The organism is Domibacillus sp. A3M-37 (genome assembly GCF_024213455.1).
GTDB lineage: Bacteria > Bacillota > Bacilli > Bacillales > Domibacillaceae > Domibacillus > Domibacillus tundrae.
The window spans coordinates 67,551-91,863 of sequence record NZ_JANAVL010000002.1; the positions used below are offsets into that span (position 1 = coordinate 67,551).

Consider the following 24,313-nt stretch of genomic DNA (forward strand, 5'->3'; position numbering starts at 1 on the left):
TAATGAAAGGGAATAATTAGATGAATTTTTCAACAAATCAAATTATGGAGTGGATTCAGCAGTATGAATCATTTGGACCGCTTCCTGGCTTTTTACTGCCGCTTCTCGAAGCATTTTTGCCTTTTTTGCCTTTGTTTGCTTTTGTGCTTGCAAATGTAAATGCCTTCGGACTTTGGCTGGGCTTCCTTATTTCCTGGGGAGGAGCTGTAACAGGTTCTTTTATTGTCTTTTTACTTATTAGGAAGTTTGGACAGCAGCGCATTTTAACATTTCTGCAGCGAAATAAACAAGTGAGTCAAATGATGAATTGGATTGATCACCACGGCTTTGCGCCAGTGTTTTTGCTGCTTTGCTTTCCATTTACACCTTCTGCAATCGTAAATGTAGTCGCAGGCTTGTCACACATTAGCGTCGTCCAATATTTATTTGCAGTCATGGCAGGGAAAACGGTGATGATTTTTACGATCAGCTATGTTGGCCATGACGTTTTTGCACTCATTCATCAGCCGGGTAAGACTGCTATTATCATAGCGGTTATGGCTCTTTTATGGGCAGGAGGCAAACAGCTGGAAAAACGTCTTCAAAAATAAAAAACCGTAAGAACGTGGTTTTTTATTTTTGAATTTTGACCGAACGTATGATCTTTGATATAGTGAAAGTAAATAAAAGGAGGAATCCGGATGGCATTGCAATTTATTATTGGACGTTCCGGTTCAGGAAAAACAGAGCATATCATCAATGAAATAAAAGAACGTCTCCGCCGGCTGCCTGACGGAAAGCCAATCATCTATATTGTGCCGGAGCAGATGTCGTTTCTGTCAGAATATCGCCTCGCCTCAGATCAGACCCTCGGCGGCATTATTCGGGCACAAGTGTACAGCTTTACGCGGCTTGCATGGCGCGTGTTACAGGAAGAAGGCGGCATGAGCAGACAGCACATTACACCAGCTGGACGCAATATTTTAATCCGGAAAATTATCGAAGAACATCGCAATGACTTAGCTGTTTTCTCAAAAGCGGCCGATAAAACAGGGTTTGTCAGCACGGTTGAACAAATGCTGACTGAATTTCGGCAATATTTAATTTCGCCGGATGAAATGGCGGAGCACCGAAAACAGGTCCCCGCTGCACTTGCAGACAAACTAAGTGACTTACAAACAATCTACTCTTCTTACGATCAAGCCTTAGCTGGCAAATATACGGACTCCGAAGACTATATGAGGCTTTTGGCGGAAATGGCCGCAAATTCTTCTTACATACAAGAAGCGGACATTTATATAGATGGATTTCACAGTTTTACACCACAAGAATATGAAGTCATCCGTGTACTGATGAATTCAGCAAACGACGTAACCATCGCTTTAACAGTAGATCGTCCATTTCGGAATGAAGACCCGGTTGATACCCATCTGTTCCGGCTGCCGGGACGTTCCTATCATGATTTATATGAACTTGCGATTGCAGAAGAGATTGATATAAAAAAAGATCTTATTATATATGGACATAAGCGTCAGGAGGCCGCTTCGCTTATTCATCTTGAAATGCAATTTGACAAACGTCCGGCGAAACGTTCTAAAAACAGTGAAGGAATGTCTATTTGGCAGGCGGCAGGCAGGCGTGCTGAAATCGAATCGGCTGCGCGCGAAATCCGTCGTCTTTCCCGTACTGAAAATCTGCGCTATAAACAAATGGCGCTGCTTGTTCGGAATGGTGAAGATTATCGATCGATCATTGAAACTGTTTTTGATGATTATAGCATTCCATTTTTTATCGATCAAAAACGGCCGATGCTCAACCATCCGCTCGTTGAACTTATTCGTTCGTCACTAGAAGTCATTGGCGGAAAATGGCGGTATGAAGCGGTTTTTCGTGCGGTGAAAACAGATTTGCTTTTTTCGTTTGATCAGCCGCGCGAAAAAATTCGGCGCAGCATGGATTTGCTTGAAAATTACGTGCTTGCCCACGGCATTTACGGGGAACGATGGACGAACGGCGAGCGCTGGACATACCGCCGTTATATGGGGCTGGAATTTACTTCGGTTGCCCAGACAGATGAAGAGCGTTTATTTGAAAACCAATTAAACGAAATGAAAGAGTTTATTGCTGCACCACTTTTTAGATTGGAAAAGCGTCTGAAAAGAGCAAAGAATGCTATGGAATGCTGTCGTGGACTGTATCAATTTATTGAAGAACTTCACATTCCAGAAAAAATGGAGCAGCTTTCAATGGAAGCAGAAGAGCGCGGGGAACTGACGGAAGCTGCTCAGCATAACCAGGCATGGGACGCGGTGATCGGCATGCTTGATGAATTTGCGGAAGTGGCCGGCGATGAAGAAATGGATGCGAAAAAATTCGCCGCCGTTTTGGATGCCGGGCTTGAAGCACTGGAATTTTCTATCGTGCCGCCGGCAGCCGACCAGGTCATCATCGCCAATCCGGAAAAATCAAGGCTTGCCGACATTCACACAGCCTTTATCGTCGGTATGAATGATGGTGTCTTTCCTTCCCGTCAAATGGAAGGAGGCATTTTGGATGATGAAGAAAGGGAAGCACTTCTTTCTTCCGGGATGCATGTTGCACCTGGCAGCAAAACGAAACTGCTCGATGAAGAACTGATCGCATACCGGGCGTATACAGTACCATCAAATCGTCTGTACGTTTCGTGGCCGATTGCCGATGCAGAAGGAAAATCATTACAGCCGTCCCCTTATATAAAAAGAATGCATGAGTGGTTTGAGCACATAGACAAGGTCATTGTTGCCAATGATCCGGCTGATCTGCCGGCAAAGGACCAGCTCGCTTACATTTCCCATTCGGAACCAACGTTATCATATTTAACGTCCCAGCTTCAGCTGAAAAAGCGAGGATATCCCATTTTTTCATTCTGGTGGGATGTATACAATGTTTATATAGAAAGCAACGCAAAAAAAGCTGGATTTGTTCTTGATAGTTTGTTTTATGAAAATAAAGCGGATCCGTTAAAAGAAGAGACAAGTCTTAATTTGTACGGAACCGATATGATTGCAAGTGTATCGAGAATGGAGACGTTTCATTCATGCGCGTTTAGCCATTTTGTCCGTCACGGCTTAAAGCTTCGCGACCGGCTCGTCTATCGCCTTGAAGCGCCGGATATTGGAGATTTATTCCACGGGGCACTGAAATGGATCGCGGAAGAAGTAGAAAAAAGAGGGCTGAAATGGCCGGAGCTGACACCGGAACAATGTAAATCCTTTGCAAAAACAGCAGTGGAGGAGCTGGCGCCAAAGCTGCAAAATCGAATCTTAATGAGTTCGCATCGACACATATATATTCAGAAAAAATTAGAACAAATTATTGCACGTGCATCGACGGTACTTAGTAATCAGGCGAAGGTGAGCGGTTTTTCACCGCTGGGCATTGAACTCGCTTTCGGTCCGCGTTCAGAATTGCCGCCGCTCGTTTTTGAGCTGAAAAATGGGGCGCGTATGTCGCTTGCGGGCCGTATTGACCGGGTCGATCGAGCAAAAGGAAAAGAAGATACGTATTTGCGGGTGATCGACTATAAGTCAGGCAGCCGGGATGTGGACATGACAGAGATGTACTATGGATTTGCGATGCAAATGCTGACATATCTTGATATCGTTGTCACGAATGCACCACTTTTAACCGGGACTGAAGCACGTCCAGGCGGCGTTTTATATTTTCATGTTCATAATCCTTATTTGAATACGAAAAAATTCCTGACCATTGATGAGATTGAAAAAGAACTGTTGAAAAGCTTCCGTATGAAAGGACTTGTGCTTGGAGAAGGCGAAGCGATTCATTTAATGGATGAACAGCTTGAGACGGGAGATTCGCTCATTATTCCAGCAGGATTTAAAAAAGACGGAACGTTGTCGGCACGTTCAAAAACGGCGGATGATGGAGATTTTGAAGCGATGAGAGGGCATGTACGCAGCTTGTATGAAAAAGCGGGCAACGACATCGTCTCCGGACGAGTCGATATTACGCCGTATCGTTACAATAAAAAAACGCCGTGTACATTTTGTTCGTATCGGCAAGTGTGCCAATTTGATGACACGCTTGAAGAAAATCAGTACCGAACCATCCGCCCGAGAAAAAATGAAGAGATTATCGCAATGATGAAGGAGGAAGACGATGAACAGCTATAACATTCCGGTCAAGCCGGATGATGCACGATGGACAGACGATCAATGGAAAGCCATTTATGCAGAAGGAAGCGACATTCTTGTCGCCGCGGCGGCTGGTTCCGGGAAAACGGCCGTTTTAGTCGAGCGGATTATTCAAAAAATGATTCGTGATGAATCGCCGATCGATGTGGATGAGCTGCTTGTCGTTACCTTTACCAATGCGGCGGCGGCGGAAATGCGGCAGCGGATTAGCGAGGCACTTGAGCAGGAGATTGAAAAAAATCCTGCTTTGAGTCGTCTTCGCCGCCAGCTTCGCTTATTAAATAAAGCGTCCATTTCTACCCTGCATTCATTCTGTTTGGAAGTGATCCGAAAATATTATTACATGATCGATATCGACCCGGGTTTCCGGATCGCTGATGATACAGAAGCGGTGTTAATTCGGGATGAAGTGCTTGAAGACTTGCTTGAAGAAGAATACGCTAAACCGGACAATGACTCTTTTTTTACATTAGTTGATACATTTTCTGGCGACCGGAGTGATGTGGAACTACAAAAATCGGTTATTCGATTATTTGACTTTTCAAGATCACACCCTGATCCAGACCGCTGGCTAAAAGAGCTGTCTTCTTTGTATGAAGCGACGGGGACAATCGACGATCTTCCTTTTATCGATCCATTAAAAAAAGATATCCGTTTTCAGCTTGATAGTGCACTTTCCTTGCTAGAGGAAGGGTTAATGATGACTGAATTGCCGGGAGGCCCCACGCCGCGGGCTGAAAATTTCACAGTCGATAGCGCGATGGTAAAAACACTTATCCAATGTGAAACGTGGGAAGAATGGTACAACGCTTTTCAACATGTAAAATTTCCAACATTGAAAATGTGTAAAGGCGACGAGTATGATGAAGAGCTGAAGGAACGGTCTAAAAATGTCCGGGACCAAGCAAAAAAAATGGTCAATGAATTAAAAGATACCTTTTTTTTACGAAAGCCGGAAAACTGGCTGAATGATTTAAATGAGATGAAGCCCGTTGTGGAACGTCTTTCGCAGCTCGTTCTCACGTTTTCAACGCGCTATGCTGATGTGAAGCGGGGGAAAGGCATTACAGACTTCAGCGACTTAGAGCATTACGCGTTAGCCATTTTAATCGAAAATGGGCAGCCTTCAAAAGCAGCCGAAGCATACCGGCGCCGCTTTAAAGAAGTCCTCGTGGATGAGTACCAGGATGTCAATATGGTGCAGGAAACGATTGTCAGGCTGGTTTCCGAAGATGACGAACAGTCGGGTAATTTATTTATGGTAGGCGACGTAAAACAATCCATTTACCGTTTTCGCCTGGCGGAACCAGGTCTTTTTCTCGGCAAATATAATCGCTTTAACCGAGATGGTCTCGGGACAGGATTGAAAATTGGCTTGTCCCGTAATTTCCGAAGCCGAAAAGAAGTGCTGGACGGCACGAATTATGTATTCCAGCAAATCATGGGAACCGAAGTCGGAGAAATCGCATACGGAGAAGCAGAATCACTCGTTCCAGGAGCGTTCTATCCGGAGGCGGAATGCCCGATTGAAGTGGCGGTTATTAATAGTGACGGCTCCGAAGAAATAGACGAAGATGAAATGGATCGGGAGGATGCGGAGCAATCTCAGCTTGAATCGCGCTTCATCGCGTCAAAGGTTAAAGAGTTAATCCAATCAGGCCACCTCATTTATGATTCAAAAACGAAGTCAGAACGGCCGGTCCAATACCGGGACATTGTTATTTTAATGCGCTCACTCACGTGGGTTCCGGAGATGATGGAAGAATTTAAGCACGCTGGCATTCCTGTATACGCCAACACGTCCGGTGGCTATTTTCAATCGACGGAAATTTCGGTGATGCTGTCACTGCTTCATGTGATCGATAATCCATTTCAAGATATTCCGCTTGCGGCTGTGCTTCGTTCACCGATTGTCCGTTGTACAGAAGATGAAATGGCTTCTATTCGACTTTCATCTAAAAAAGGAAGTTACTTTGAAGCGCTGCTTGCGTTTATGCAAAACGGAAACAGCGATGCGTCGTTAAAAGAAAAAGTGAGTCCATTTGTCAAGCGGCTTGAAAGATGGCGTTCGATCGGCCGCAGCGGTGCATTGTCGGACCTTATTTGGGCGCTGTACCGCGATACACAATTTTACGCATTTGCGGGCGGGATGCCAGGCGGAAAGCAGCGGCAGGCTAATTTGCGTGCACTTTATGACCGGGCACGGCAGTATGAAGAAACATCGTTTCGCGGTTTATTCCGCTTTTTACGGTTTATTGAGCGGATGCGTGAGCGGGGGGACGATCTTGGAACAGCCCGTGCACTATCTGAACAGGAAGATGTTGTCCGCATTATGACGATTCATGCGAGCAAAGGGCTTGAATTTCCTATTGTGTTCACTGCAGCGGCCGGACGCAAGTTTAATATGATGGATTTAAATGGCCGGGTGCTATTTGATAAAGAGTACGGAATCGCTGTTAAATACATGAACCCAGAAAAAAGAATTGCTTGGCCGTCGCTCGTTCAACTTGCTTTTCAGCGTAAAAAGAAACTGGAGCTTCTGGCAGAAGAAATGCGTGTTTTGTATGTTGCGATGACCCGGGCGAAAGAAAAGCTGATTATCACAGCATCTATGAAAAAACTCGAGAAAAAAATGGACAGCTGGACGCTGGCAGCAGATCATCCGTCGCTGCTGCTTAGAGACGCGGTCCGGGCATCCGCTTCATCGTACGCCGATTGGATCGGTCCCGCGCTTATGCGCCACAACAATTTAAATGGCAGTCATGCTCACTTTTTAGATCATCCGTCGCGCTTTCAGTTTTCGGTGTTAGAAGCAGACAGCTTGCTGGTCACAGAAATAGAGCAAAAAGAGCAAGAAGAATCTTGGATGGACTTGATCAAAAAACGCCAGCCTTATCCTGAACAATCTGACGCGAAAAAAGAAATCGAAAAACAGATGACATGGCAATACAGTTTTTCAGAAGCAGTTCGTCTTCGCTCTAAACAATCAGTCTCAGATTTGAAAAGGTCAAACGACATTTACAGTGAAGGGGCGTCAAATGAGACGGCGCGTTCATATCGGCGTCCGATCTTCCGGCGCCCGCGCTTTGTGCAGGAAAGGCAGCTTTCGCCTGCTGAAGTGGGAACGGCGGTCCATACCGTCATGCAGCATGTTGACTTACGCCAAGCTCCATCTGAGGTGGCAGTAGAGCGGCTTCTTGAAACACTGATTGAAAAAGAACTGCTGGCCGTTGAACAGGCAGAAGCGGTAGACGCAGGGGAGGTAGCGGCTTTCTTTGCAACAGAGCCGGGCCGTATGCTGCTGGCTGCGGATCAAGTCCATCGTGAGTTGCCATTTAATATGGGCATGACGGCGCGAGAAGCGGGAATGGGCGAATCGGATGAACGTGTACTTATTCAAGGAGTCATTGACTGCTTGTTTGAATACAAAGGAAATCTTTATTTGCTTGATTATAAAACAGACGGTATAACGGACAGATTTGCCGGCGGTTTTGATGAAGCAAAGCCGATTTTGGCAAAGCGGTATGAAATGCAAATTGCTCTTTACGCTAAAGCAGTTGAGCGAATTTGGAAACGTCCGGTCGAAAGGAAATTTGTCTTTTTCTTAGACGGCACTCACGTCGTGGAATATGCGTAATCAATCCCTTTTCTGTTATGATAAATAGGCAGTCATGATAAGAAAGGGGGTGTTTTATTGCAGCAAGTACAACAGAATGAAACGGCACGAATTGTCTCCATTGATGTGCTGAGAGGCCTATCTCTTTTTGGTATTTTCCTTGTGAATATGCTGTCGTTTCATTCCCCTTATTTTTATTACAATCCATATGAATGGTGGAAAACCTCACAGGATTTGCTTGCTTTTTCATGGATTGATGTTTTCGTACAGGCGAGTTTTTACCCTTTGTTTGCAGCCATGTTCGGATTCGGTGCGGCCATGCAGCATGAGAAGGCCATCAAGAAAAATGGCATGTTTATCTGGACAGGAATCCGCCGCTTTTCCTTTTTGCTTGTTCTGGGTCTTCTGCACGCCTTTTTCATTTGGCCGGGTGACATTTTATTTAATTACGCGGTATGTGGGTTTTTGCTTCTCTTCTTTTTGCGTTTTTCCAGCCGGCTTCTTTTGAGCATGGGCCTCGTCCTTTTATTTGTGCCGGCTGTTATGCTCGGCTTGCTTCTTTTCCTGTCAGCACTGTCAGATCCATACAATTCATTATTTTGGACAGACATCGCTTCAGTGTCCCAGTCGATTGCAGCATATGGAAGCGGTTCGTACGTGGAAGTGACCGTGCAGCGAATAAGCGACTGGACAAACAATAACGTGACGGATGGGGCTTTTTTGTTTCAGCTTATGACGATTTTTCCATTTCTTCTGATCGGTGCAGGAGCGTATAAACAGCGGATAATTGAGAAATGGACAGCAAAGCCGAAGAAAACCTTATGGACATTTGCTCTTCTTTTTACAGCGGGGCTTATGCTGAAAGGTATTCCACATGTGCTTGGCCCTAGTCACATTGCCTATATGTACATTCAAGATGCCATTGGGGGGCCCGTGCTCGCGGCTTCATATGCGGCTCTTATTGTTTATTTATCCACTTTCGACCGTCCGGCAAAGCTGCTTTTACCTTTTGCACAAGCCGGTAAAATGTCACTGACGAACTATTTGATGCAGTCTGTACTTGGCTCGCTTATTTTTTACTCGTACGGTCTTGGTTTTTATGGACAAATTACATTGAGAACCGGTATTTTGCTTTGTGTTACTATTTTTGCTGTACAAGTAATCGTCTCTGGATTATGGATGAACCGATTTAAACGGGGACCAATGGAAGCGATTTGGCGGTTGTTCACATATGGAAAAAGGGGATGAAAAAATGAAATGGATGAGTTTTAAGCATGATGGAAAAGAAAAGTATGGTATCTATTTACGAGAAGAACAAGCCGTGGCAGTTGTTTCAGACGAAAATGATGCACCTCCTACTCTTGTTGCCGCGATTGAAGAAGGGCAATTTTTAGAATCCATACCAAACAATCTTAAACGATTGCCGCGTGTAGATGAAACAACAATTGAATGGCTGTCCCCGATTCCGCGTCCGTTGAAAAATGTGATGTGTGTCGGGAAGAATTATCGTGACCATGCAATTGAAATGGGCGGGGAAGCAAGCGTGCCAGAGCACCCGATGATTTTTACGAAAGCCCCAACCGCCGTCAGTGCACATCAAGCGCCGATTCCAGCTTATGAATCATTAACCGATGCGCTGGACTATGAAGGCGAACTCGCCGTCATTATTGGGAAAAAGGGAAAAGAAATTGCCCGCGCTGAGGCGCTTGATTATATTTTCGGATACACCGTGCTGAACGATGTGACAGCACGCGACCTGCAAAGCCGTCATAAGCAATTTTTTATCGGCAAAAGCTTGGATGGAACATGTCCGATAGGGCCTTGGATCGTTTCAAAAGACGAGATTGGCGATCCGCATACATTAGCTATTGAAACAAAAGTAAACGGGGAAACGCGCCAGAAGTCGAATACTTCTCAATTTATTTTTCCAATCGATGAAATTATCCATGTTTTGTCCAAAGGAATGACGCTCGAACCTGGAGATATTATTGCGACAGGAACACCGGCGGGTGTGGGGTTTGCGATGGAGCCGAAAGGAACGCTTCAGGCCGGTGACACAGTTGACATTACGATTGAAGGTGTCGGCACTTTGTCAAATACGGTCCGGTAATTGTGTGGTAAAATAAAGAAGTAAAAAAAGGAGGAGAGTTTGTGGACTTTTTAACATCATCAACACACGTACATATTACAACATGGGTCATCGCGCTTATTTTGTTTTTTATCGCGTTGAAAAAGCCATCAACCGGTGTACATATGGGGCTTCGCTTATTTTATGTCCTGATTTTGGTTACCGGCTTTATGCTGTTTGTTACATTTGACAGTTTGAATCCGATGCTATATGGAATAAAAATGCTGTCAGGGATCATCACGATCGGGTTAATGGAAATGACGCTTGTCCGGAAGAAAAAGAACAAAAGTAATGGCGGCGTTTTTGCAGGTGCGCTTGTCGTGCTGCTTATCACGATTATTCTTGGGTTTGCGCTTCCAGGGATTGCTTAAAAATTTAGATTTTGATAAAAAAGCTGCGTGAAGAAAATACACGCAGCTTTTTTGCTATAATACATAAAAAGGAGGCTTGTTCATGTTTCCGATCATTTTATGGGTCATTGTTTTTATTTTATTTATTGTCACGGTACAAGCCGTGTCTATTTATTTGCGGCCAGCTGATAGAGAAACAAATGACGAAGCACAGCAGCTTGAAAGAAAAGAAGACCCATATTCACACTAACCGTCATTTCCTGAAAAAGGAGAGGCGGTTATTTTTATATACATACTGAATAGTGCTCTCAATCTGACCACGTGTCTATTTTTTGTATCACGATTGTTCTTGTAAAAAAAGCGTTTATTTTGTAATGCTCAGCGGTTAAACCGTGTCGGTTTCTTGAACAATGCCTGCTTCAATTGACGCAATGTGGGAAAAAGCGTACTCTAAATGAAGGTTGAACACTTTAGCGCAGGGGGAAACAGACAGTGAAAAAACGATTCTTTTCGCTCGTCATGGTCCCGCTTCTTCTTTTTTCTGCAAATGCGGCATCTGCAGAGGAAAAAGAGGAAGACTGGCATGATGAAACGATGTATTTTTTAATGACCGACCGGTTTATGAACGGCGATCGCTCCAATGATGAACAGACAGATAATAAAGATTCATCTGCCTATCAAGGTGGAGATTTTAAAGGCATTCAAGATAAGCTTGAGTATCTACAGGAGCTTGGCATGACGTCAATCGTCATTTCGCCTGTTTTTGAAAATGAAGCAGGTGGTTATCATGGTTACCACATAACGAATTACAGCAAAATGAATCCGCAATTTGGCAGCGAGCAAGAACTGGCGGCGCTAGTGGACAGTGCACATGAGAAAAATATCCGCGTTATTGTTGATTTTCCGGCGACGCGTGTAAGCATGGAGCATGTGTGGCTGGAGGATGCCCAAAAAGCGGACTGGTTTATGGAGACGTCTATTGCTCAGAAGCCGGACTGGCTTGGAGAGATGGCGCTTTTGAATACAGCTAATCCTGATGTCCAGTCGGCACTTGTCGAAGCGGCGGTAAAGCTGGCAGATGAAACAGGTATCGATGGCTACTTTTTCAGCGGCGCCTCAGCGGCTGAACCGGAATTTTGGACGGAATTCGACGAATCACTTCCAGAGCTGCATTTGATTGGGGAAATGTCAGAAGCATCTATTCAGGAAGCGGCCGCTTATGAAGAAGCCGGGCTGGATGCTGTGACATCTTCATGGCTGCAGGACCCGATTCGGGAACAGTTTGCGACAGTTGACCGTTCGTCTGAGGAAGTGAAAGACCGGCTTTTAGAAGAACAGAACGTGTTAAACGATCCAATTGCTGCTGTTCATACAGCCGATTCTGCTTTAACGGACCGCCTTACGCTTGATATGGCGAATGAAAATATGTTTCCGGGAGCACGCTGGAGAATGGCGCTGACATATATGTATACGACTCCAGGAACACCAGCCGTTTTTTATGGATCAGAAATTGCTCAAAATGGGGAATCGGGTCCTGATTCACACGGACTGATGAATTTCCGGACCGATCAGGAGCTTGTCGATTATATTAAGCAAATTTCAGCGCTTCGCCAAGAGCTGCCAGCGCTTCGCCGCGGTTCCTATGAGTCGATTTATGAACAGGACGGCATGTCGGTGTTTAAGCGGCAATATGAAGATGAGACGTTAATTGTCGCAATTAACAATACTGGTGAAACGCAAAGCGTCGCGATTCCGGCGTCTGAACTGGATGAAGATAAAGAATTGCGCGGACTGCTGGCTGGCGATATGTCACGAGCGGCAGACGGTGAGTTCACAATCATTCTTGACCGTGAAGAAGCGGAAATTTATGTGCTGGCACAAAAGACTGGTATTAATTATGCATTTATTGCCGCGATGGCGACGGTCTGGATCGTCTTTGTTTTGTTCCTGTACATTGTCTGGAAACGCGGAAAAAAAGCCGCCAAGCAATAAATGAAAGCCACACAGTTCACTGATTTGTGTGGCTTTTTTGGGGCATTTAAATAAGTGTCTTCAGCGCCAATCGTTCTTCTAAAAAGAGAGCGATTCCGTCTTCTTCGTTCGAAGCGGTTGTTTCATTGGCGATTGATTTTAACGCTGCAATACCGTTGCCCATCGCAACACCGGTGCCGGCATAGTCAATCATTTCTAGATCGTTATCTTCATCACCAAACGCAATGATTCGCTCAGGCGGAATGCCAATCCAATCGGACACTCTTTTTAACCCGACGGCTTTGCTCAATCCACTTTTGACAATTTCGATGACATGCCATGGAGCAGCCCAGCGCCGGTGATCGATCACTTCCGCATGTACATCGCTTAAATGGCGGCGGATATCCGGCACTTGCTCTTCTGTTGCGTGAATAAGCATACTCGTTGGGTGGTCGGTCAGCTTTTCACGCAAATCGCCGGTTGTGACAAGAGGACTGCCCAGCTTAAAAACGTCAATCAGCTTTTCATCATGATAATGAAAATAGACATTATCGAGCACTTCTGCAATAATATTGTGAAAATCAAAATCATGGCATGCTTCAACAATATCAACAGCTGTTTTCAGTTCCATTGGTTCGTGAAACAGGCCCCATTTTTGATTGCCAGGATGATGAACAAATGCGCCGTTAAAATTAACAATCGGTGTTTTTAAGCCAAGCTCCGCATAATAAGGGGCGCTTGAGCGAAACGGGCGGCCTGTTGCAATCATCACTTCATGCCCATGCTCCATTGCTTTTTGAATCGTTTGTTTTGTGCGGGGAGAAATGGTTTTTTCGTCGGTTAATAATGTACCATCGAGGTCTAACACAATTAAATGTTTCTCCATAAGGCCAAGTCACTCCTTTGCCAGTTCTTCTTTTAGTGTAGAGGGTGTGGGCGTTATTTGTAAAGATACAGGCTTTTTGCTCATCATTTGAAGAGATGTCTGTTATGATAAAGCTATACGCAATCAAAGAAGGAGTGTTTTTAAATGGATCAGGATTTAAAAGAAAATATTATGGGCGCGCTTGAACAGGTCATCGATCCCGAACTTGGCATTGACGTCGTCAATCTCGGGCTCGTGTATGACGTAGATATGGATGAAGCCGGGAAAACGACAATAACCATGACATTAACATCAATGGGCTGCCCGCTTGCAGGTGTCATTGTCGACCAAGTAAAAGCAGCATTGTCCGGGATCCCGGAAGTGACCGAAGTTGAAACAAATATCGTTTGGACGCCGGTTTGGTCACGTGATATGGTGTCACGCTATGCAAAAATCGCCCTCGGCATTCAATAAGGGTCAAAGGCTGAGAGCGCGGCATTGTGCCGTAACGCCTTTGTGACCCGCATCCTGTGGGTCTAAGCGCAGGGCGACCGAGGGACTGGACGTCTTCAACTGGATAATGCTCCGACATTTATACTTATTATCTTCTAAAAAAGAAGGTTCCCCGGCGGAACCTTCTTTTTTTAATCAATTTAGCAGTTCTTGCCTTCTTTACCAATTTAAAAAGAATTTTTCATGCCGTTTCCTTTGCGTAAAAAACGGGAATCTTTTAAAATAAAATCAAAGGTCAAAAAAGGTCAAGGAGGTTTTTGATAGTGAATATGGAAAAAATGACATATACGATGCAGGAAGCGCTTGCAGCTGCGCAGCAAAGCGCGGTAGAACGAAACCATTCGGATGTTGATACCGTACACATGATGACAGCGCTTGTGTCGAAAGAAGACGGGCTGTTTTGCCGCATCTTTGAACGAGCAGGACTTTCAAAAGCGGTACTGCTTAAATTTGTCCAAGGAGAAATCCAATCTAAGCACGCTGTATTAGGCAATGTCCAATACGGCGCTTATTTATCAGGCGGTTTAAACACGTGGTTTCAAAAAGCGGCAGACGTGCAAAAAAAGTGGGAAGATGCTTATTTATCCGTTGAACACATGGCTGCTTCCATCTCTTCAGCCGGCAATAAAATAGTGGAAATGACGAAAAAAGAAAATGTGACAGAAAAAGCAATCTTAGAAGCCATTCATGAAATAAGGGGGAACGAGAAAGTGACAACACAAAACCCGGAATCAGGCTATGAAGCACTGGCAAAATACGGACGTAATTTAGTGGAAGAAGTACGGACGGGCAAAATTGACCCGGTGATTGGACGTGATGATGAAATCCGTCATGTCATTCGTATTTTGTCACGGAAAACAAAAAACAACCCGGTGCTGATCGGCGAGCCAGGCACAGGAAAAACGGCGATTGTTGAAGGACTTGCTTGGCGGATTGTCCGAAAAGACGTCCCAGATGGATTAAAAGATAAAACGATTTTTTCACTTGATATGAGTTCGCTCATCGCCGGCGCAAAATTCCGCGGTGAGTTTGAAGAACGGCTTAAAGCAGTCTTAAACGAAGTGAAAAAAAGTGATGGCCGTATTTTATTATTTATCGATGAAATCCATACAATTGTCGGCGCAGGCAAAACGGAAGGGTCAATGGACGCTGGCAATATGCTGAAGCCTATGCTTGCGCGCGGTGAGCTGCACTGTATCGGGGCAACAACGCTTGACGAACACCGCCAGTACATTGAAAAAGATCCGGCTTTAGAACGCCGCTTTCAGCCGGTGCTCGTATCAGAACCAACGATTGAAGATGCGATTTCGATTTTGCGCGGCTTAAAAGAACGGTTTGAAATTCATCATGGCGTGAACATTCATGACCGGGCGCTCGTTGCGGCAGCGACCCTTTCCAACCGGTATATTACGGACCGGTTTTTGCCGGATAAAGCGATTGATCTTGTTGATGAAGCATGTGCGATGATCCGGACGGAAATTGATTCGATGCCAGCGGAGCTTGATGCGGTGATGCGCCGGGTCATGCAGCTGGAAATTGAAGAAGCGGCACTCCGGAAAGAAAAAGACCGCGAAAGCGCAGCACGTCTCGAACAAATTCAAAAAGAGCTGGCGGATTTAAAAGAGCAGGCTGATGCAATGAAAGCGCAGTGGATGAGCGAAAAAGACGCAATTATGAATGTGAAAGATAAGCGGGAAGAGCTGGATCGCCTTCGCCGCGAACTGGAAGATGCAGAAAGCCGTTACGATTTGAATCGGGCGGCAGAACTGCGCCACGGACAAATTCCAGCAGTTGAAAAAGAGCTGTCGGGACTCGAATCAACTGCTTCGGCTGAAAAAGATGACCGGCTTCTTCGTGAAGAAGTAACAGAAGAAGAAATTGCGTCAATCGTTGCCAGCTGGACTGGTATTCCGGTCACGAAACTCGTAGAAGGTGAGCGCGAAAAGCTGCTCCGGTTGGAAGAAATTTTGCACGAGCGGGTCATCGGGCAGGATGAAGCGGTGTCCCTCGTGAGTGACGCGGTGCTCCGGGCGCGTGCAGGCATTAAAGATCCAAATCGTCCGATCGGTTCATTTTTATTCCTCGGTCCGACCGGTGTCGGGAAAACGGAGCTCGCCAAAACGCTCGCTGACGTGTTGTTTGACAGCGAAGAGCAAATGATCCGTCTTGACATGTCGGAATACATGGAAAAGCATTCGGTTTCACGCCTCGTCGGCGCACCTCCGGGATATGTCGGCTACGAAGAAGGCGGACAGCTGACTGAAGCGATCCGGCGCCGTCCATATTCGGTCGTGCTGCTTGATGAAGTGGAAAAAGCGCATCCGGATGTGTTTAATATTTTGCTTCAAATGCTTGATGATGGACGCATTACCGATTCACAGGGCCGGAGGATTGACTGCAAAAACACCGTTGTCATTATGACATCGAACATCGGATCGTCCTTTTTGCTTGAATCAGGCGGAGAAGGGGAAATCCCGGAAGAAGCGAAAAACAATGTAATGGCACAGCTGCACGGCCATTTCCGGCCGGAATTTTTAAACCGAGTCGATGACATTATCCTCTTTAAGCCGCTGACCCGCGAAAATTTAAAGGGTATCGCAGGAAAAGTGTTAGAAGGCCTGGCGCTTCGCTTGCTTGACCGGGGTGTCACGCTTCACGTTACCGATGCGGCAAAAGAAAAAATCGCTGAAGAAGGATATGATCCGGTCTTTGGCGCCCGACCGCTTAAACGGTTTATTCAGCGGCAAATTGAAACGCAGACTGCCCGCGCGATTATTGCTGGCAGTATTTTACCGGGATCAGAAGCGGTCGTTGGTGTGGAAAATGGAGAGCTGGTTGTTCGATAAGTGGACATAACCGCCTGTTAATGGATATAAAATCGAATAAGTGGACATAAAAATGACGCTTCCTATAAAAGGGAGCGCCATTTTTTTTTATTCGTCCAATAAACTTTCTTTTTTGCCAAGGTTGTATGCTTCTTGCATAACGTTCATAAACAAACCGAAAAATGGCTCAGCCATCGCCGGTGAAAATTCAATACCGGCTTCTTTCATTTTTTCTTGTGCTTCAGGCAAATATTTCATCGCAATTTGCATAAATTCCATGTTTTTTTCCATCATAAAAAACTCCTTCTCAGCTGCAACTGGTTCTTATCTCTATTTTAGTGTATCTGCAAAAATCGTCAAGAAAAAGCAAAACTTTTTTATGCCGGTGTGTTGATAATATGCTAATATTATGGTCAGAGTACATAAAAACAACTAAAGGAGGTTTCCTTGTGCAATATCTTATGACATTTATCTGGACACTCATTTTATCTGAAATGGTTGTATACGTTGTGTCTTCCATGAACGGGGCAGCATTTCACGCTGAAGCAGGCGTTTTGATTTCAATTGTTGCAACTATTTTGTTGTTCGTATTAACAGCGTTAATCCCGAATGATCCAATTGAAAAGCATTAAAATGAAAGCGAGTTCCCACTAAGTGGAATTCGCTTTTTCCTATAAGATCTAAGAAAGTATATGTTTTTGGACATTGTCCGGCTACAGGCGGCCAGTCTCTCAGAGGCCCATACGATGTGGGTCATAAAAGCGTTGCAGCAGGAAGCTGCGTTCTTAGCTTTTGTTCCAATAAGCCGTCACAGTTGTGTGGCAAAGAGCGCCACCCTGCTGTTCCAACTTATGTCTGCCGGGCCTGAACGGCCGCCTTGCGCTTTTCCGATTTAGAAGTTGCATTTAGGGCTGTTTTTCAGTAAAATTAGTACCAAGTCATAATAATTGATATTACAAATGTGTGCGAAGGAAGGTGCGTTTTTTGAACGCTGGAATATGGGGAATGGGACGGTACCTCCCAGATCAGGTCGTAACCAATGCGGATCTGGAAAAAAAGATGGACACATCCGATGAATGGATACGTACCCGCACAGGCATTGAAGAGCGCCGCATTGCTGAAGATGGCATAGGGACCGTTTATATGGCTGCAAGAGCAGCGGAAAAAGCGATTCAAAACGCAGGCATTGGACCGGAAGAAATCGATTTAATTATTACCGCAACGGTCACGCCGGATCACAGCTTCCCATCGGTCTCCTGTGAAATTCAGCATGAAATCGGTGCGGTCAACGCGGCAGCAATGGACGTTAGTGCCGCATGCGCCGGGTTTATGTATGGCATTATTACGGGAAAACAGTTTGTGGAAACAGGCGCGTACAAGCACGTGTTAGTCATAGGAGCAGAAAAGCTGTCCAAAGTGATTGATTGGAATGACCGGAACACAGCCGTGTTATTTGGGGACGGAGCTGGTGCTGCCATTCTCGGACCAGTATCAGACGGACGCGGCATTCTTTCATTTGAACTTGGCGCCGATGGACGCGGCGGCAAGCATTTATATCAAGATGAACATGTAAAAATGAACGGACGTGAAGTATTTAAATTTGCGGTTCGCCAAATGGGTGAATCCTCGATTAATGTGATTGAAAAAGCGGGTTTAAAAAAGGAAGACATTGATTTTCTTATGGCGCATCAGGCGAATATCCGCATTATGGAGTCAGCAAGAGAACGCCTGGGTCTTCCTCCGGAAAAAATGTCAGTGACCGTGAACAAGTTTGGCAATACATCATCCGCATCGATTCCGCTCACGATGGTGGAAGAAATTGAAAATGGGAATGTAAAAGAGGATGATGTGATTGTGATGGTCGGTTTTGGCGGAGGATTAACATGGGGCGCCATTGCGATGAAGTGGGGACGCTAAACGGAAACTAACAAAGAGGTGGAAAACGTGGAAAAGCGAAGAGTAGTGATTACCGGTCTTGGCATTGTTTCACCGGTTGGAAATACAGTAGAAGAAGCATGGAATAGTGTCACAACAGGAAAAAGCGGCATTAAGCCAATGACACGTTTAAATCCGGACGATTACCCGGCTAAAGTAGCGGCCGAAATTCGTGACTTTGACCCAGAGCAATTTGTGGAAAAAAAAGAAGCGCGCAAAATGGATCGCTTTACGCAATATGCGGTAGCGGCAGCGAAAATGGCTGTAGCAGACGCAAAACTTGAGATTACAGAAGAAAATGCACCGCGCGTTGGCGTCTGGGTCGGGTCAGGCATCGGCGGGATGGAAACATTTGAAAGCCAGTACAAAATATTTTTAGAGCGCGGCTATCGTCGTGTCAGCCCGTTTTTTGTTCCAATGATGATTCCGGACATGGCGGCGGGCCAGGTGTCGATTTACCTTGGCGCAAAAGGGGTAAACTCGTGTACAGTAACCGCTTGTGCGACTGGAACCAATTCGATTGGTGACGCGTTCAAAGTGATTCAGCGCGGCGACGCCGATGCGATGATTTCGGGCGGAACAGAAGCGCCGATTACACAAATGTCAGTAGCAGGCTTTTGTGCCAACACAGCGCTGTCTAACAATCCAGATCCGGCAACGGCAAGCCGTCCGTTTGATGCCAGCCGTGACGGTTTTGTCATCGGTGAAGGAGCGGGTATTATTGTATTGGAAGAATTGGAGCATGCGAAGGCGCGCGGCGCGCATATTTATGCGGAAATTGTCGGCTACGGCTCGACTGGAGATGCTCATCACATTACAGCACCGGCACCGGATGGTGAAGGTGGCGCCCGCGCGATGAAAATGGCCATTGATGATGCGGGACTTGCTCCATCAGATATTGACTATATTAATGCGCACGGAACGAGCACACCATACAATGATAAATTTGAAACAGCAGCGATTAAAACGGTATTTGGCGATCATGCTGGGAAGCTCGCCATCAGTTCGACCAAATCAATGACGGGTCATTTACTTGGCGCGGCAGGCGGCGTTGAGGCGATTTTTACGGCCCTGGCGATTCAAAACGATATTATTCCGCCAACGATTAATCTGCATAATCCTGATCCGGAATGTGACCTGGATTATGTGCCAAACGAAGCGCGTAAAGCGGACGTTCGTGCAGCAATGAGCAACTCGCTTGGATTCGGCGGCCATAACGCAACGATTGTACTCAAACAATACAACGATTAAAAAAAACAGGCTGCGGCCTGTTTTTTTTCGCGCTTGTCCGGCATATACATAATGGACAAGCTGCGGGGGCGTGATCGAATGAGATTCATTCTTTTCTTAACCGGCTTTGGCCTGGCAGTGGCGGGTGGAATTAGTTTTATTATCTATGTTAACTTGCTTGCAGCAGGCATGACATGGCCAGATTATTTTTCATTTACGATGCGCCGGCCGGAATGTTATTTATTTTTCATCGGCTGGCTGCTCATGTTTTTCGGTTTTATTGAATAAAGTAACAAAAACGTGTCGATAATGAACCCATAAAACGGTAATCAAGGAGGAATTTGATGCTGTACCTTCATGACGTGTGGGTGAACTGGTTCGAAGGAGAAGAAAATGGCTGCAGTGTGTGCCCGTATCACGAATGGCGAAAAGACGACGGGATGATGCTGCTTGATCAGGTGCCGGTCCTCATTTTGCGTGAAAACGCAATGGATTTTTTTGAACAGACGCTTTGTGAATTGCCAAAAGAGTTGCTGAAAAAAGTAGAAAGCAAAGCTTTTATCCGAAAAGGAAGCAAGCGGGAAATGATGGAGTATTGTTTTATTGCATCAGACGGTGACAGGACGATGGCGGTTGATACGAACGGCTACCGGGTACCGGTGAAAAAAAGCCGAATTATGCCGCAGCATGAGTTAATTGTACGGGAAATGGCCGATTGTCACCCGGCGGAACCATTTTTCTTTCCAGAAATGACTCGAAAAACGCACAGTTTAGCAGAACCAGCGCCAGAATGGCTGGCTGGGTTGACGCGAAAAGAACGCCAATTAAAGCAGCTTCTTCTTCTGGCTGTGGACCAATTGATTGAATCAGATCACGAGCCAGCATTAAAATATTGGCTGACGGAGTGGAAGCCGGCAAAATACGAAGTCATCCGGCAAATGGATTGGGAAACAGCAGTGAAAATGTTTAGTGAAACCGTTATTGTCGGCTGGAGTCCTGCTCATGAACAATTGTGCGCACAAATGATTAAAGGGCGTCCGTTTTTCGAAAAAATGTATGAACAGGAAATGAGCATTGCCACATAAATAATCGTTTAAATGGGGATGTTCAACCTCAGCAAAAAATAATCACGTTTCGAGCAGGATATTCACACTTATCCGAAAAAACCGTTCCGGCATGATCCGGAACGGTTTTTTTATTTGCGCTTGCGGCCGAGGCCCATGGCATTTTCCATTTTCTTTAATGTCTTGCCTGCCGTGCGACGGGCTTTTTCGGCACCTTCATCTAAAATTTGGTCAAGTTCTGTAGAGTCAACGAGCTCATGATACCGTTCTTGAATCGGTCTAAGATGCTTAACGACTACGTCTGCCACTCCCTGCTTGAAATCTCCATAGCCTTTTCCATCAAATTGCTTTTCAAGGTCAGCAACGGAAATACCTTCTAGGGCTGAATAAATTGAAAGAAGATTAGAGACGCCTGGCTTGTTTTCTTTGTCGTATTTGACGACACCGTCGGAATCGGTCACCGCACTTTTAATTTTTTTCTCGATTTGTTTCGGATCGTCCAAAAGGGTAATAAAGGCCTTTTGATTCGGATCGGACTTGCTCATTTTTTTCGTCGGTTCCTGCAGAGACATGACGCGCGCACCTTCTTTTGGAATCCGTACTTCAGGAATTGTGAAAATATCATTGTATTTCTTGTTGAATCGCTCAGCCAAATCGCGTGTCAGCTCAAGATGCTGCTTTTGATCTTCACCAACCGGCACAATATCCGTTCCATACAGCAGAATATCTGCTGCCATTAACGGAGGATACGTCAATAATCCAGCTGAAACAGCTTCTTTGCCGGCTGACTTGTCTTTAAATTGCGTCATGCGTTCCAATTCACCAATGTACGCCACACATTGAAGCATCCATCCGGCCTGCGCGTGTGCCGGCACTTCAGATTGAATAAATAAGGTCGCTTTTGAAGGATCAAGACCCACCGCTACATAAAGCGCTGCCAGACTGCGGATATTTTTACGCAGCTCAAGCCGGTCCTGCTGAACCGTAATCGCGTGCTCATCGACAATGCAAAAAAAGCAATTGTAGTCTTCTTGAAGCTCTACAAACTGTCTCAAGGCACCGACGTAATTTCCTAATGTTATCGTACCGCTCGGCTGAATGCCGGAAAAAATCGTTTTCACCATAGGTCAAATCACTTCGTTTCGTCTTTTTATGTGTTTGTTTAATTATAAAGAAAACAAAATGAATATTCAAGATGACAGAATGTATGAGAGAAGCAGTGTGAACAAAACGGCTGAGCCGCCTGTTAGAAGCAGCGGCTTCATCCAGCGTTCAGGCTTGCGGGCAGCATATTCTTCATGCAGCTCGCCGGTTTGATCCAGGTCATCAAACTGCGCAGTATACGCACCTTCATTAGATGATTTGCGAAGTCGTTTAAATCCATAAGCCACACCATTAAAAAAGCCTTTTTCCAATAAAAACAAGGCAACACCCGCAACAAGGAATAATAAGCCAATCATAAACAAGGAATCAATCATTGCTCGAACAGAATCAGACTGCAGCAAGCTGAATCCAGCAGAACTAATAAAAAGAAAGGAAAACAATAAAAAAATTTTTTTCTGCATGTGTGTGGTCCGCCTTCCATAAAGGGTAAAATGAGCATAACGAATATCATATGCATTTTTCAACAAAAACTGCTTATTTTATTGGAGGTATTATACAAAAAATATTATTTTTATAAAGTTGTGTAGTCTGAAATTACTATACATTTTACAATTAAATTTAAAAAAGGAAATTTTAAAAACCCATTAACAAAGGGTTTTTCTTTTATATGTAGTATTAAAACTATGTAATGATTGTATAGGAAATGAAAATAAGTTATTGCAATAAAGTAAAACAGCATTATATAATGTTAACAAATCTTCTGAATTATTAAGAAGGTCGAAAATAAAATAGAAGGAGGCACAATCAATGCAAAAGAAAAAATTGTCGATTTTCCTTGTTTTGATGCTTACAGTAAGCGCCATTCTCGCAGCGTGCGGCGGCGGTTCATCTAATTCTAGCGATAGTGGTCAGACATCAGACAATGGTGGAGGAGAAAACAACGTCCTTAATTTGACTGAAACGCAGGATATCCCGTCGATGGACTCGTCACTGGCAACAGATGCGGTATCATTTAATACGCTGAATAGCGTAATGGAAGGGCTTTATCGTCTTGGTGAAGATGACGAAGCAGTAGAAGGCATGGCAGAAGGTGAGCCTCAAATCAGTGAAGATGGCAAAACGTGGACAATTAAGCTGCGTGATGCGAACTGGTCAAACGGTGAGCCTGTCACAGCGAACGATTTCGTTTTTGCTTGGCGCAAAACGTTGAACCCGGATACAGCAGCAGAGTATGCGTACATCATGTATGATTTGAAAAATGCAGCCGCTGTAAACGCAGGTGAAATGGCGCCTGAAGAGCTTGGCGTAAAAGCTTTAGATGAGAAAACACTCGAAATTCAATTAGAAAACCCGGTTCCTTATTTCAAAGAGCTTCTCACATTTGCGACATTCTATCCGCAAAACGAAGCGTATGTAACGGAACAAGGCGATCAATTCGGTCTTGAAGCAAACACTGTTTTGTACAACGGACCGTTTACAATGAAAGAGTGGAAGCATGAAGATCAATTTGTTTTGCAAAAGAACCCTGAGTATTGGGATGCTGAAAACGTTCAGCTAGAAACCGTTAATACGAAGATCGTGAAAGATACGCAAACAGATGTAAACCTTTATGAAAGCGGCGAATTAGACCGCGTGAAATTGTCTGCGGAATTTGTGGACAAGTATAAAGAAGAAGAAGGCTTCCAAACTGTGAAAGAAGCATCCGTATTCTTCCTTCGCTTGAACCAGTCATCAAATGAGGTACTGAAAAATGCAGACGCACGGAAAGCGATCGCGATGGGCTTTGATAAAACAGGTATTACAGATTCGTTGTTAAACAATGGTTCGGTACCAGCGAATTACCTCGTTCCATCTGAATTTGTTCAAGGTCCGGACGGAAAAGACTTCCGTGAAACAGCAGGATCTTATCTGGAAACCGATCAGGCAGCAGCAGCTGAGCACTGGGCAAAAGCGAAAGAAGCACTTGGCCAGGATACAGTGGAGCTTGAGTTGTTAAGCTATGATGACGATGTATCAAAGAAAATAACTGAATATTTAAAAGAACAGCTTGAAACGAACCTTGAAGGCTTAAAGGTTAACATTAAGCTGCAGCCGTTCAAGCAAAAGCTTGACCTAGAATCATCCATGAACTACGAAGCGTCTCTTGCAGGCTGGGGTCCGGATTATCCAGATCCGATGACATTCATCGACATGTTTGTTACAGACGGTGCGCATAACCAATCTGGTTATTCAAACCCGCAAGTAGACAAGCTCGTTCAAGATGCGAAAACAACGCTTCTAACAGATGAGCAGGCTCGTTGGGATGCACTTGTTGAAGCAGAAAAACTCATGCTTGAAGATGCAGCGTTTGCGCCTGTATATCAGCGCGCACGTGCGTATTTGACAAAACCGGCAGTGGAAGGCGTTCTTTATCATAAGTTTGGAGCGGACTTCTCGCTTAAATGGACGTCTGTCACACGCTAAATAAAGCAAAGGAGGGTACGGCCAGCCGGCCTGCTCTCCTTTTCCCTATTAAAAAAATGACGCAAAGGAGGGACAAG

Annotated in this window: 20 protein-coding genes; 16 read left to right on the forward strand and 4 right to left on the reverse strand. The window is 45.0% G+C overall.

Translation table 11 applies throughout. The annotated features are described in order from the left end of the window. The first annotated feature begins 20 nt into the window (after positions 1-20). From NLX67_RS04380 to NLX67_RS04415, 8 genes are all read left to right on the forward strand, one after another. Positions 21-590 carry a TVP38/TMEM64 family protein gene (locus tag NLX67_RS04380; RefSeq protein WP_254310539.1) on the forward strand — a complete coding sequence of 190 codons (570 nt, stop codon included), beginning with the start codon at positions 21-23 and terminating at the stop codon, positions 588-590. Between the two features lie 90 nt (positions 591-680). Next, positions 681-4,151 carry a helicase-exonuclease AddAB subunit AddB gene (addB, locus tag NLX67_RS04385; protein WP_254310540.1) on the forward strand — a complete coding sequence of 1,157 codons (3,471 nt, stop codon included), beginning with the start codon at positions 681-683 and terminating at the stop codon, positions 4,149-4,151. Then, on the forward strand, positions 4,138-7,809 hold the full coding sequence (gene addA, locus NLX67_RS04390; RefSeq protein ID WP_254310541.1) for a helicase-exonuclease AddAB subunit AddA: 3,672 nt from the start codon (positions 4,138-4,140) through the stop codon (positions 7,807-7,809). The genes addB and addA overlap by 14 nt, the downstream gene beginning before the upstream one ends. Before the next feature lie 57 nt (positions 7,810-7,866). Continuing rightward, complete coding sequence (locus tag NLX67_RS04395) at positions 7,867-9,036, forward strand: DUF418 domain-containing protein (protein ID WP_254310542.1); 1,170 nt, start codon at positions 7,867-7,869, stop codon at positions 9,034-9,036. Between the two features lie 4 nt (positions 9,037-9,040). Further along, a complete protein-coding gene (locus NLX67_RS04400; protein WP_254310543.1) occupies positions 9,041-9,898 on the forward strand; it encodes a fumarylacetoacetate hydrolase family protein in 858 nt (285 codons plus the stop codon). Between the two features lie 41 nt (positions 9,899-9,939). Next, the gene (locus NLX67_RS04405; protein WP_254310544.1) at positions 9,940-10,287 is read left to right on the forward strand and encodes a YisL family protein; all 348 of its coding nucleotides are present in this window, start codon (positions 9,940-9,942) and stop codon (positions 10,285-10,287) included. Positions 10,288-10,369: 82 nt separating this feature from the next. Further along, the gene (locus tag NLX67_RS04410) at positions 10,370-10,516 is read left to right on the forward strand and encodes a hypothetical protein (RefSeq protein WP_254310545.1); all 147 of its coding nucleotides are present in this window, start codon (positions 10,370-10,372) and stop codon (positions 10,514-10,516) included. 242 nt (positions 10,517-10,758) lie between these two features. Further along, positions 10,759-12,258, forward strand: a complete 1,500-nt coding sequence (locus NLX67_RS04415; protein WP_254310546.1) for an alpha-amylase family glycosyl hydrolase — start codon at positions 10,759-10,761, stop codon at positions 12,256-12,258. Positions 12,259-12,304: 46 nt separating this feature from the next. On the opposite strand, the gene NLX67_RS04420 is transcribed toward NLX67_RS04415, so the two are convergent. Next, entirely contained in the window at positions 12,305-13,123 is an 819-nt protein-coding gene (locus NLX67_RS04420; RefSeq protein ID WP_046179889.1) for a Cof-type HAD-IIB family hydrolase, read from the reverse strand. 144 nt (positions 13,124-13,267) lie between these two features. Here NLX67_RS04420 and NLX67_RS04425 point away from each other — a divergent pair, with 144 nt between their 5' ends. Both NLX67_RS04425 and clpB read left to right on the forward strand, forming a co-directional pair. Beyond that, positions 13,268-13,576, forward strand: coding sequence for a metal-sulfur cluster assembly factor (locus tag NLX67_RS04425; protein WP_254310547.1), 309 nt, complete (start codon positions 13,268-13,270; stop codon positions 13,574-13,576). Positions 13,577-13,878: 302 nt separating this feature from the next. Then, on the forward strand, positions 13,879-16,461 hold the full coding sequence (gene clpB / locus NLX67_RS04430; RefSeq protein WP_254310548.1) for an ATP-dependent chaperone ClpB: 2,583 nt from the start codon (positions 13,879-13,881) through the stop codon (positions 16,459-16,461). 87 nt (positions 16,462-16,548) lie between these two features. Here the strand turns inward: clpB and NLX67_RS04435 are convergent, their stop codons facing one another. Then, entirely contained in the window at positions 16,549-16,734 is a 186-nt protein-coding gene (locus NLX67_RS04435) for a ComZ family protein (protein ID WP_046179886.1), read from the reverse strand. 155 nt (positions 16,735-16,889) lie between these two features. Between NLX67_RS04435 and NLX67_RS04440 the strand changes: the two genes are divergently transcribed. From NLX67_RS04440 to NLX67_RS04460, 5 genes are all read left to right on the forward strand, one after another. Then, the gene (locus NLX67_RS04440) at positions 16,890-17,072 is read left to right on the forward strand and encodes a YjzD family protein (protein WP_254310549.1); all 183 of its coding nucleotides are present in this window, start codon (positions 16,890-16,892) and stop codon (positions 17,070-17,072) included. Between the two features lie 352 nt (positions 17,073-17,424). Continuing rightward, a complete protein-coding gene (locus tag NLX67_RS04445) occupies positions 17,425-18,357 on the forward strand; it encodes a beta-ketoacyl-ACP synthase III (protein WP_046179884.1) in 933 nt (310 codons plus the stop codon). Positions 18,358-18,384: 27 nt separating this feature from the next. Next, positions 18,385-19,626: a beta-ketoacyl-ACP synthase II gene (gene fabF / locus NLX67_RS04450; RefSeq protein ID WP_254310550.1), complete on the forward strand. Its 1,242-nt coding sequence runs from the start codon at positions 18,385-18,387 to the stop codon at positions 19,624-19,626. Between the two features lie 78 nt (positions 19,627-19,704). Next, positions 19,705-19,893, forward strand: a complete 189-nt coding sequence (locus NLX67_RS04455; RefSeq protein WP_046179882.1) for a YuzI family membrane protein — start codon at positions 19,705-19,707, stop codon at positions 19,891-19,893. 56 nt (positions 19,894-19,949) lie between these two features. Then, entirely contained in the window at positions 19,950-20,690 is a 741-nt protein-coding gene (locus NLX67_RS04460) for a DUF3603 family protein (RefSeq protein WP_254310551.1), read from the forward strand. Between the two features lie 110 nt (positions 20,691-20,800). On the opposite strand, the gene trpS is transcribed toward NLX67_RS04460, so the two are convergent. Both trpS and NLX67_RS04470 read right to left on the reverse strand, forming a co-directional pair. Further along, on the reverse strand, positions 20,801-21,793 hold the full coding sequence (trpS, locus tag NLX67_RS04465) for a tryptophan--tRNA ligase (RefSeq protein ID WP_254310552.1): 993 nt from the start codon (positions 21,791-21,793) through the stop codon (positions 20,801-20,803). 66 nt (positions 21,794-21,859) lie between these two features. Next, positions 21,860-22,234 (reverse strand): DUF3899 domain-containing protein, encoded by a 375-nt coding sequence (locus tag NLX67_RS04470; RefSeq protein WP_254310553.1) that lies wholly within the window; start codon positions 22,232-22,234, stop codon positions 21,860-21,862. A 346-nt stretch (positions 22,235-22,580) separates the two neighbouring features. Between NLX67_RS04470 and NLX67_RS04475 the strand changes: the two genes are divergently transcribed. Further along, positions 22,581-24,236 carry a peptide ABC transporter substrate-binding protein gene (locus NLX67_RS04475; protein WP_254310554.1) on the forward strand — a complete coding sequence of 552 codons (1,656 nt, stop codon included), beginning with the start codon at positions 22,581-22,583 and terminating at the stop codon, positions 24,234-24,236. The last annotated feature ends 77 nt before the right edge of the window (positions 24,237-24,313 follow it).

Bases quoted from the DNA above. Each gene is read 5' to 3' on its own strand.
- NLX67_RS04380 (WP_254310539.1), top strand. From the start codon at position 21: ATGAATTTTTCAACAAATCAAATTATGGAGTGGATTCAGCAGTATGAA.
- addB (WP_254310540.1), top strand. From the start codon at position 681: ATGGCATTGCAATTTATTATTGGACGTTCCGGTTCAGGAAAAACAGAG.
- addA (WP_254310541.1), top strand. From the start codon at position 4,138: ATGAACAGCTATAACATTCCGGTCAAGCCGGATGATGCACGATGGACA.
- NLX67_RS04400 (WP_254310543.1), top strand. From the start codon at position 9,041: ATGAAATGGATGAGTTTTAAGCATGATGGAAAAGAAAAGTATGGTATC.
- NLX67_RS04410 (WP_254310545.1), top strand. From the start codon at position 10,370: ATGTTTCCGATCATTTTATGGGTCATTGTTTTTATTTTATTTATTGTC.
- NLX67_RS04420 (WP_046179889.1), bottom strand. From the start codon at position 13,123: ATGGAGAAACATTTAATTGTGTTAGACCTCGATGGTACATTATTAACC.
- NLX67_RS04425 (WP_254310547.1), top strand. From the start codon at position 13,268: ATGGATCAGGATTTAAAAGAAAATATTATGGGCGCGCTTGAACAGGTC.
- NLX67_RS04435 (WP_046179886.1), bottom strand. From the start codon at position 16,734: ATGATGGAAAAAAACATGGAATTTATGCAAATTGCGATGAAATATTTG.
- NLX67_RS04455 (WP_046179882.1), top strand. From the start codon at position 19,705: ATGAGATTCATTCTTTTCTTAACCGGCTTTGGCCTGGCAGTGGCGGGT.
- NLX67_RS04460 (WP_254310551.1), top strand. From the start codon at position 19,950: ATGCTGTACCTTCATGACGTGTGGGTGAACTGGTTCGAAGGAGAAGAA.
- trpS (WP_254310552.1), bottom strand. From the start codon at position 21,793: ATGGTGAAAACGATTTTTTCCGGCATTCAGCCGAGCGGTACGATAACA.
- NLX67_RS04470 (WP_254310553.1), bottom strand. From the start codon at position 22,234: ATGCAGAAAAAAATTTTTTTATTGTTTTCCTTTCTTTTTATTAGTTCT.
- NLX67_RS04475 (WP_254310554.1), top strand. From the start codon at position 22,581: ATGCAAAAGAAAAAATTGTCGATTTTCCTTGTTTTGATGCTTACAGTA.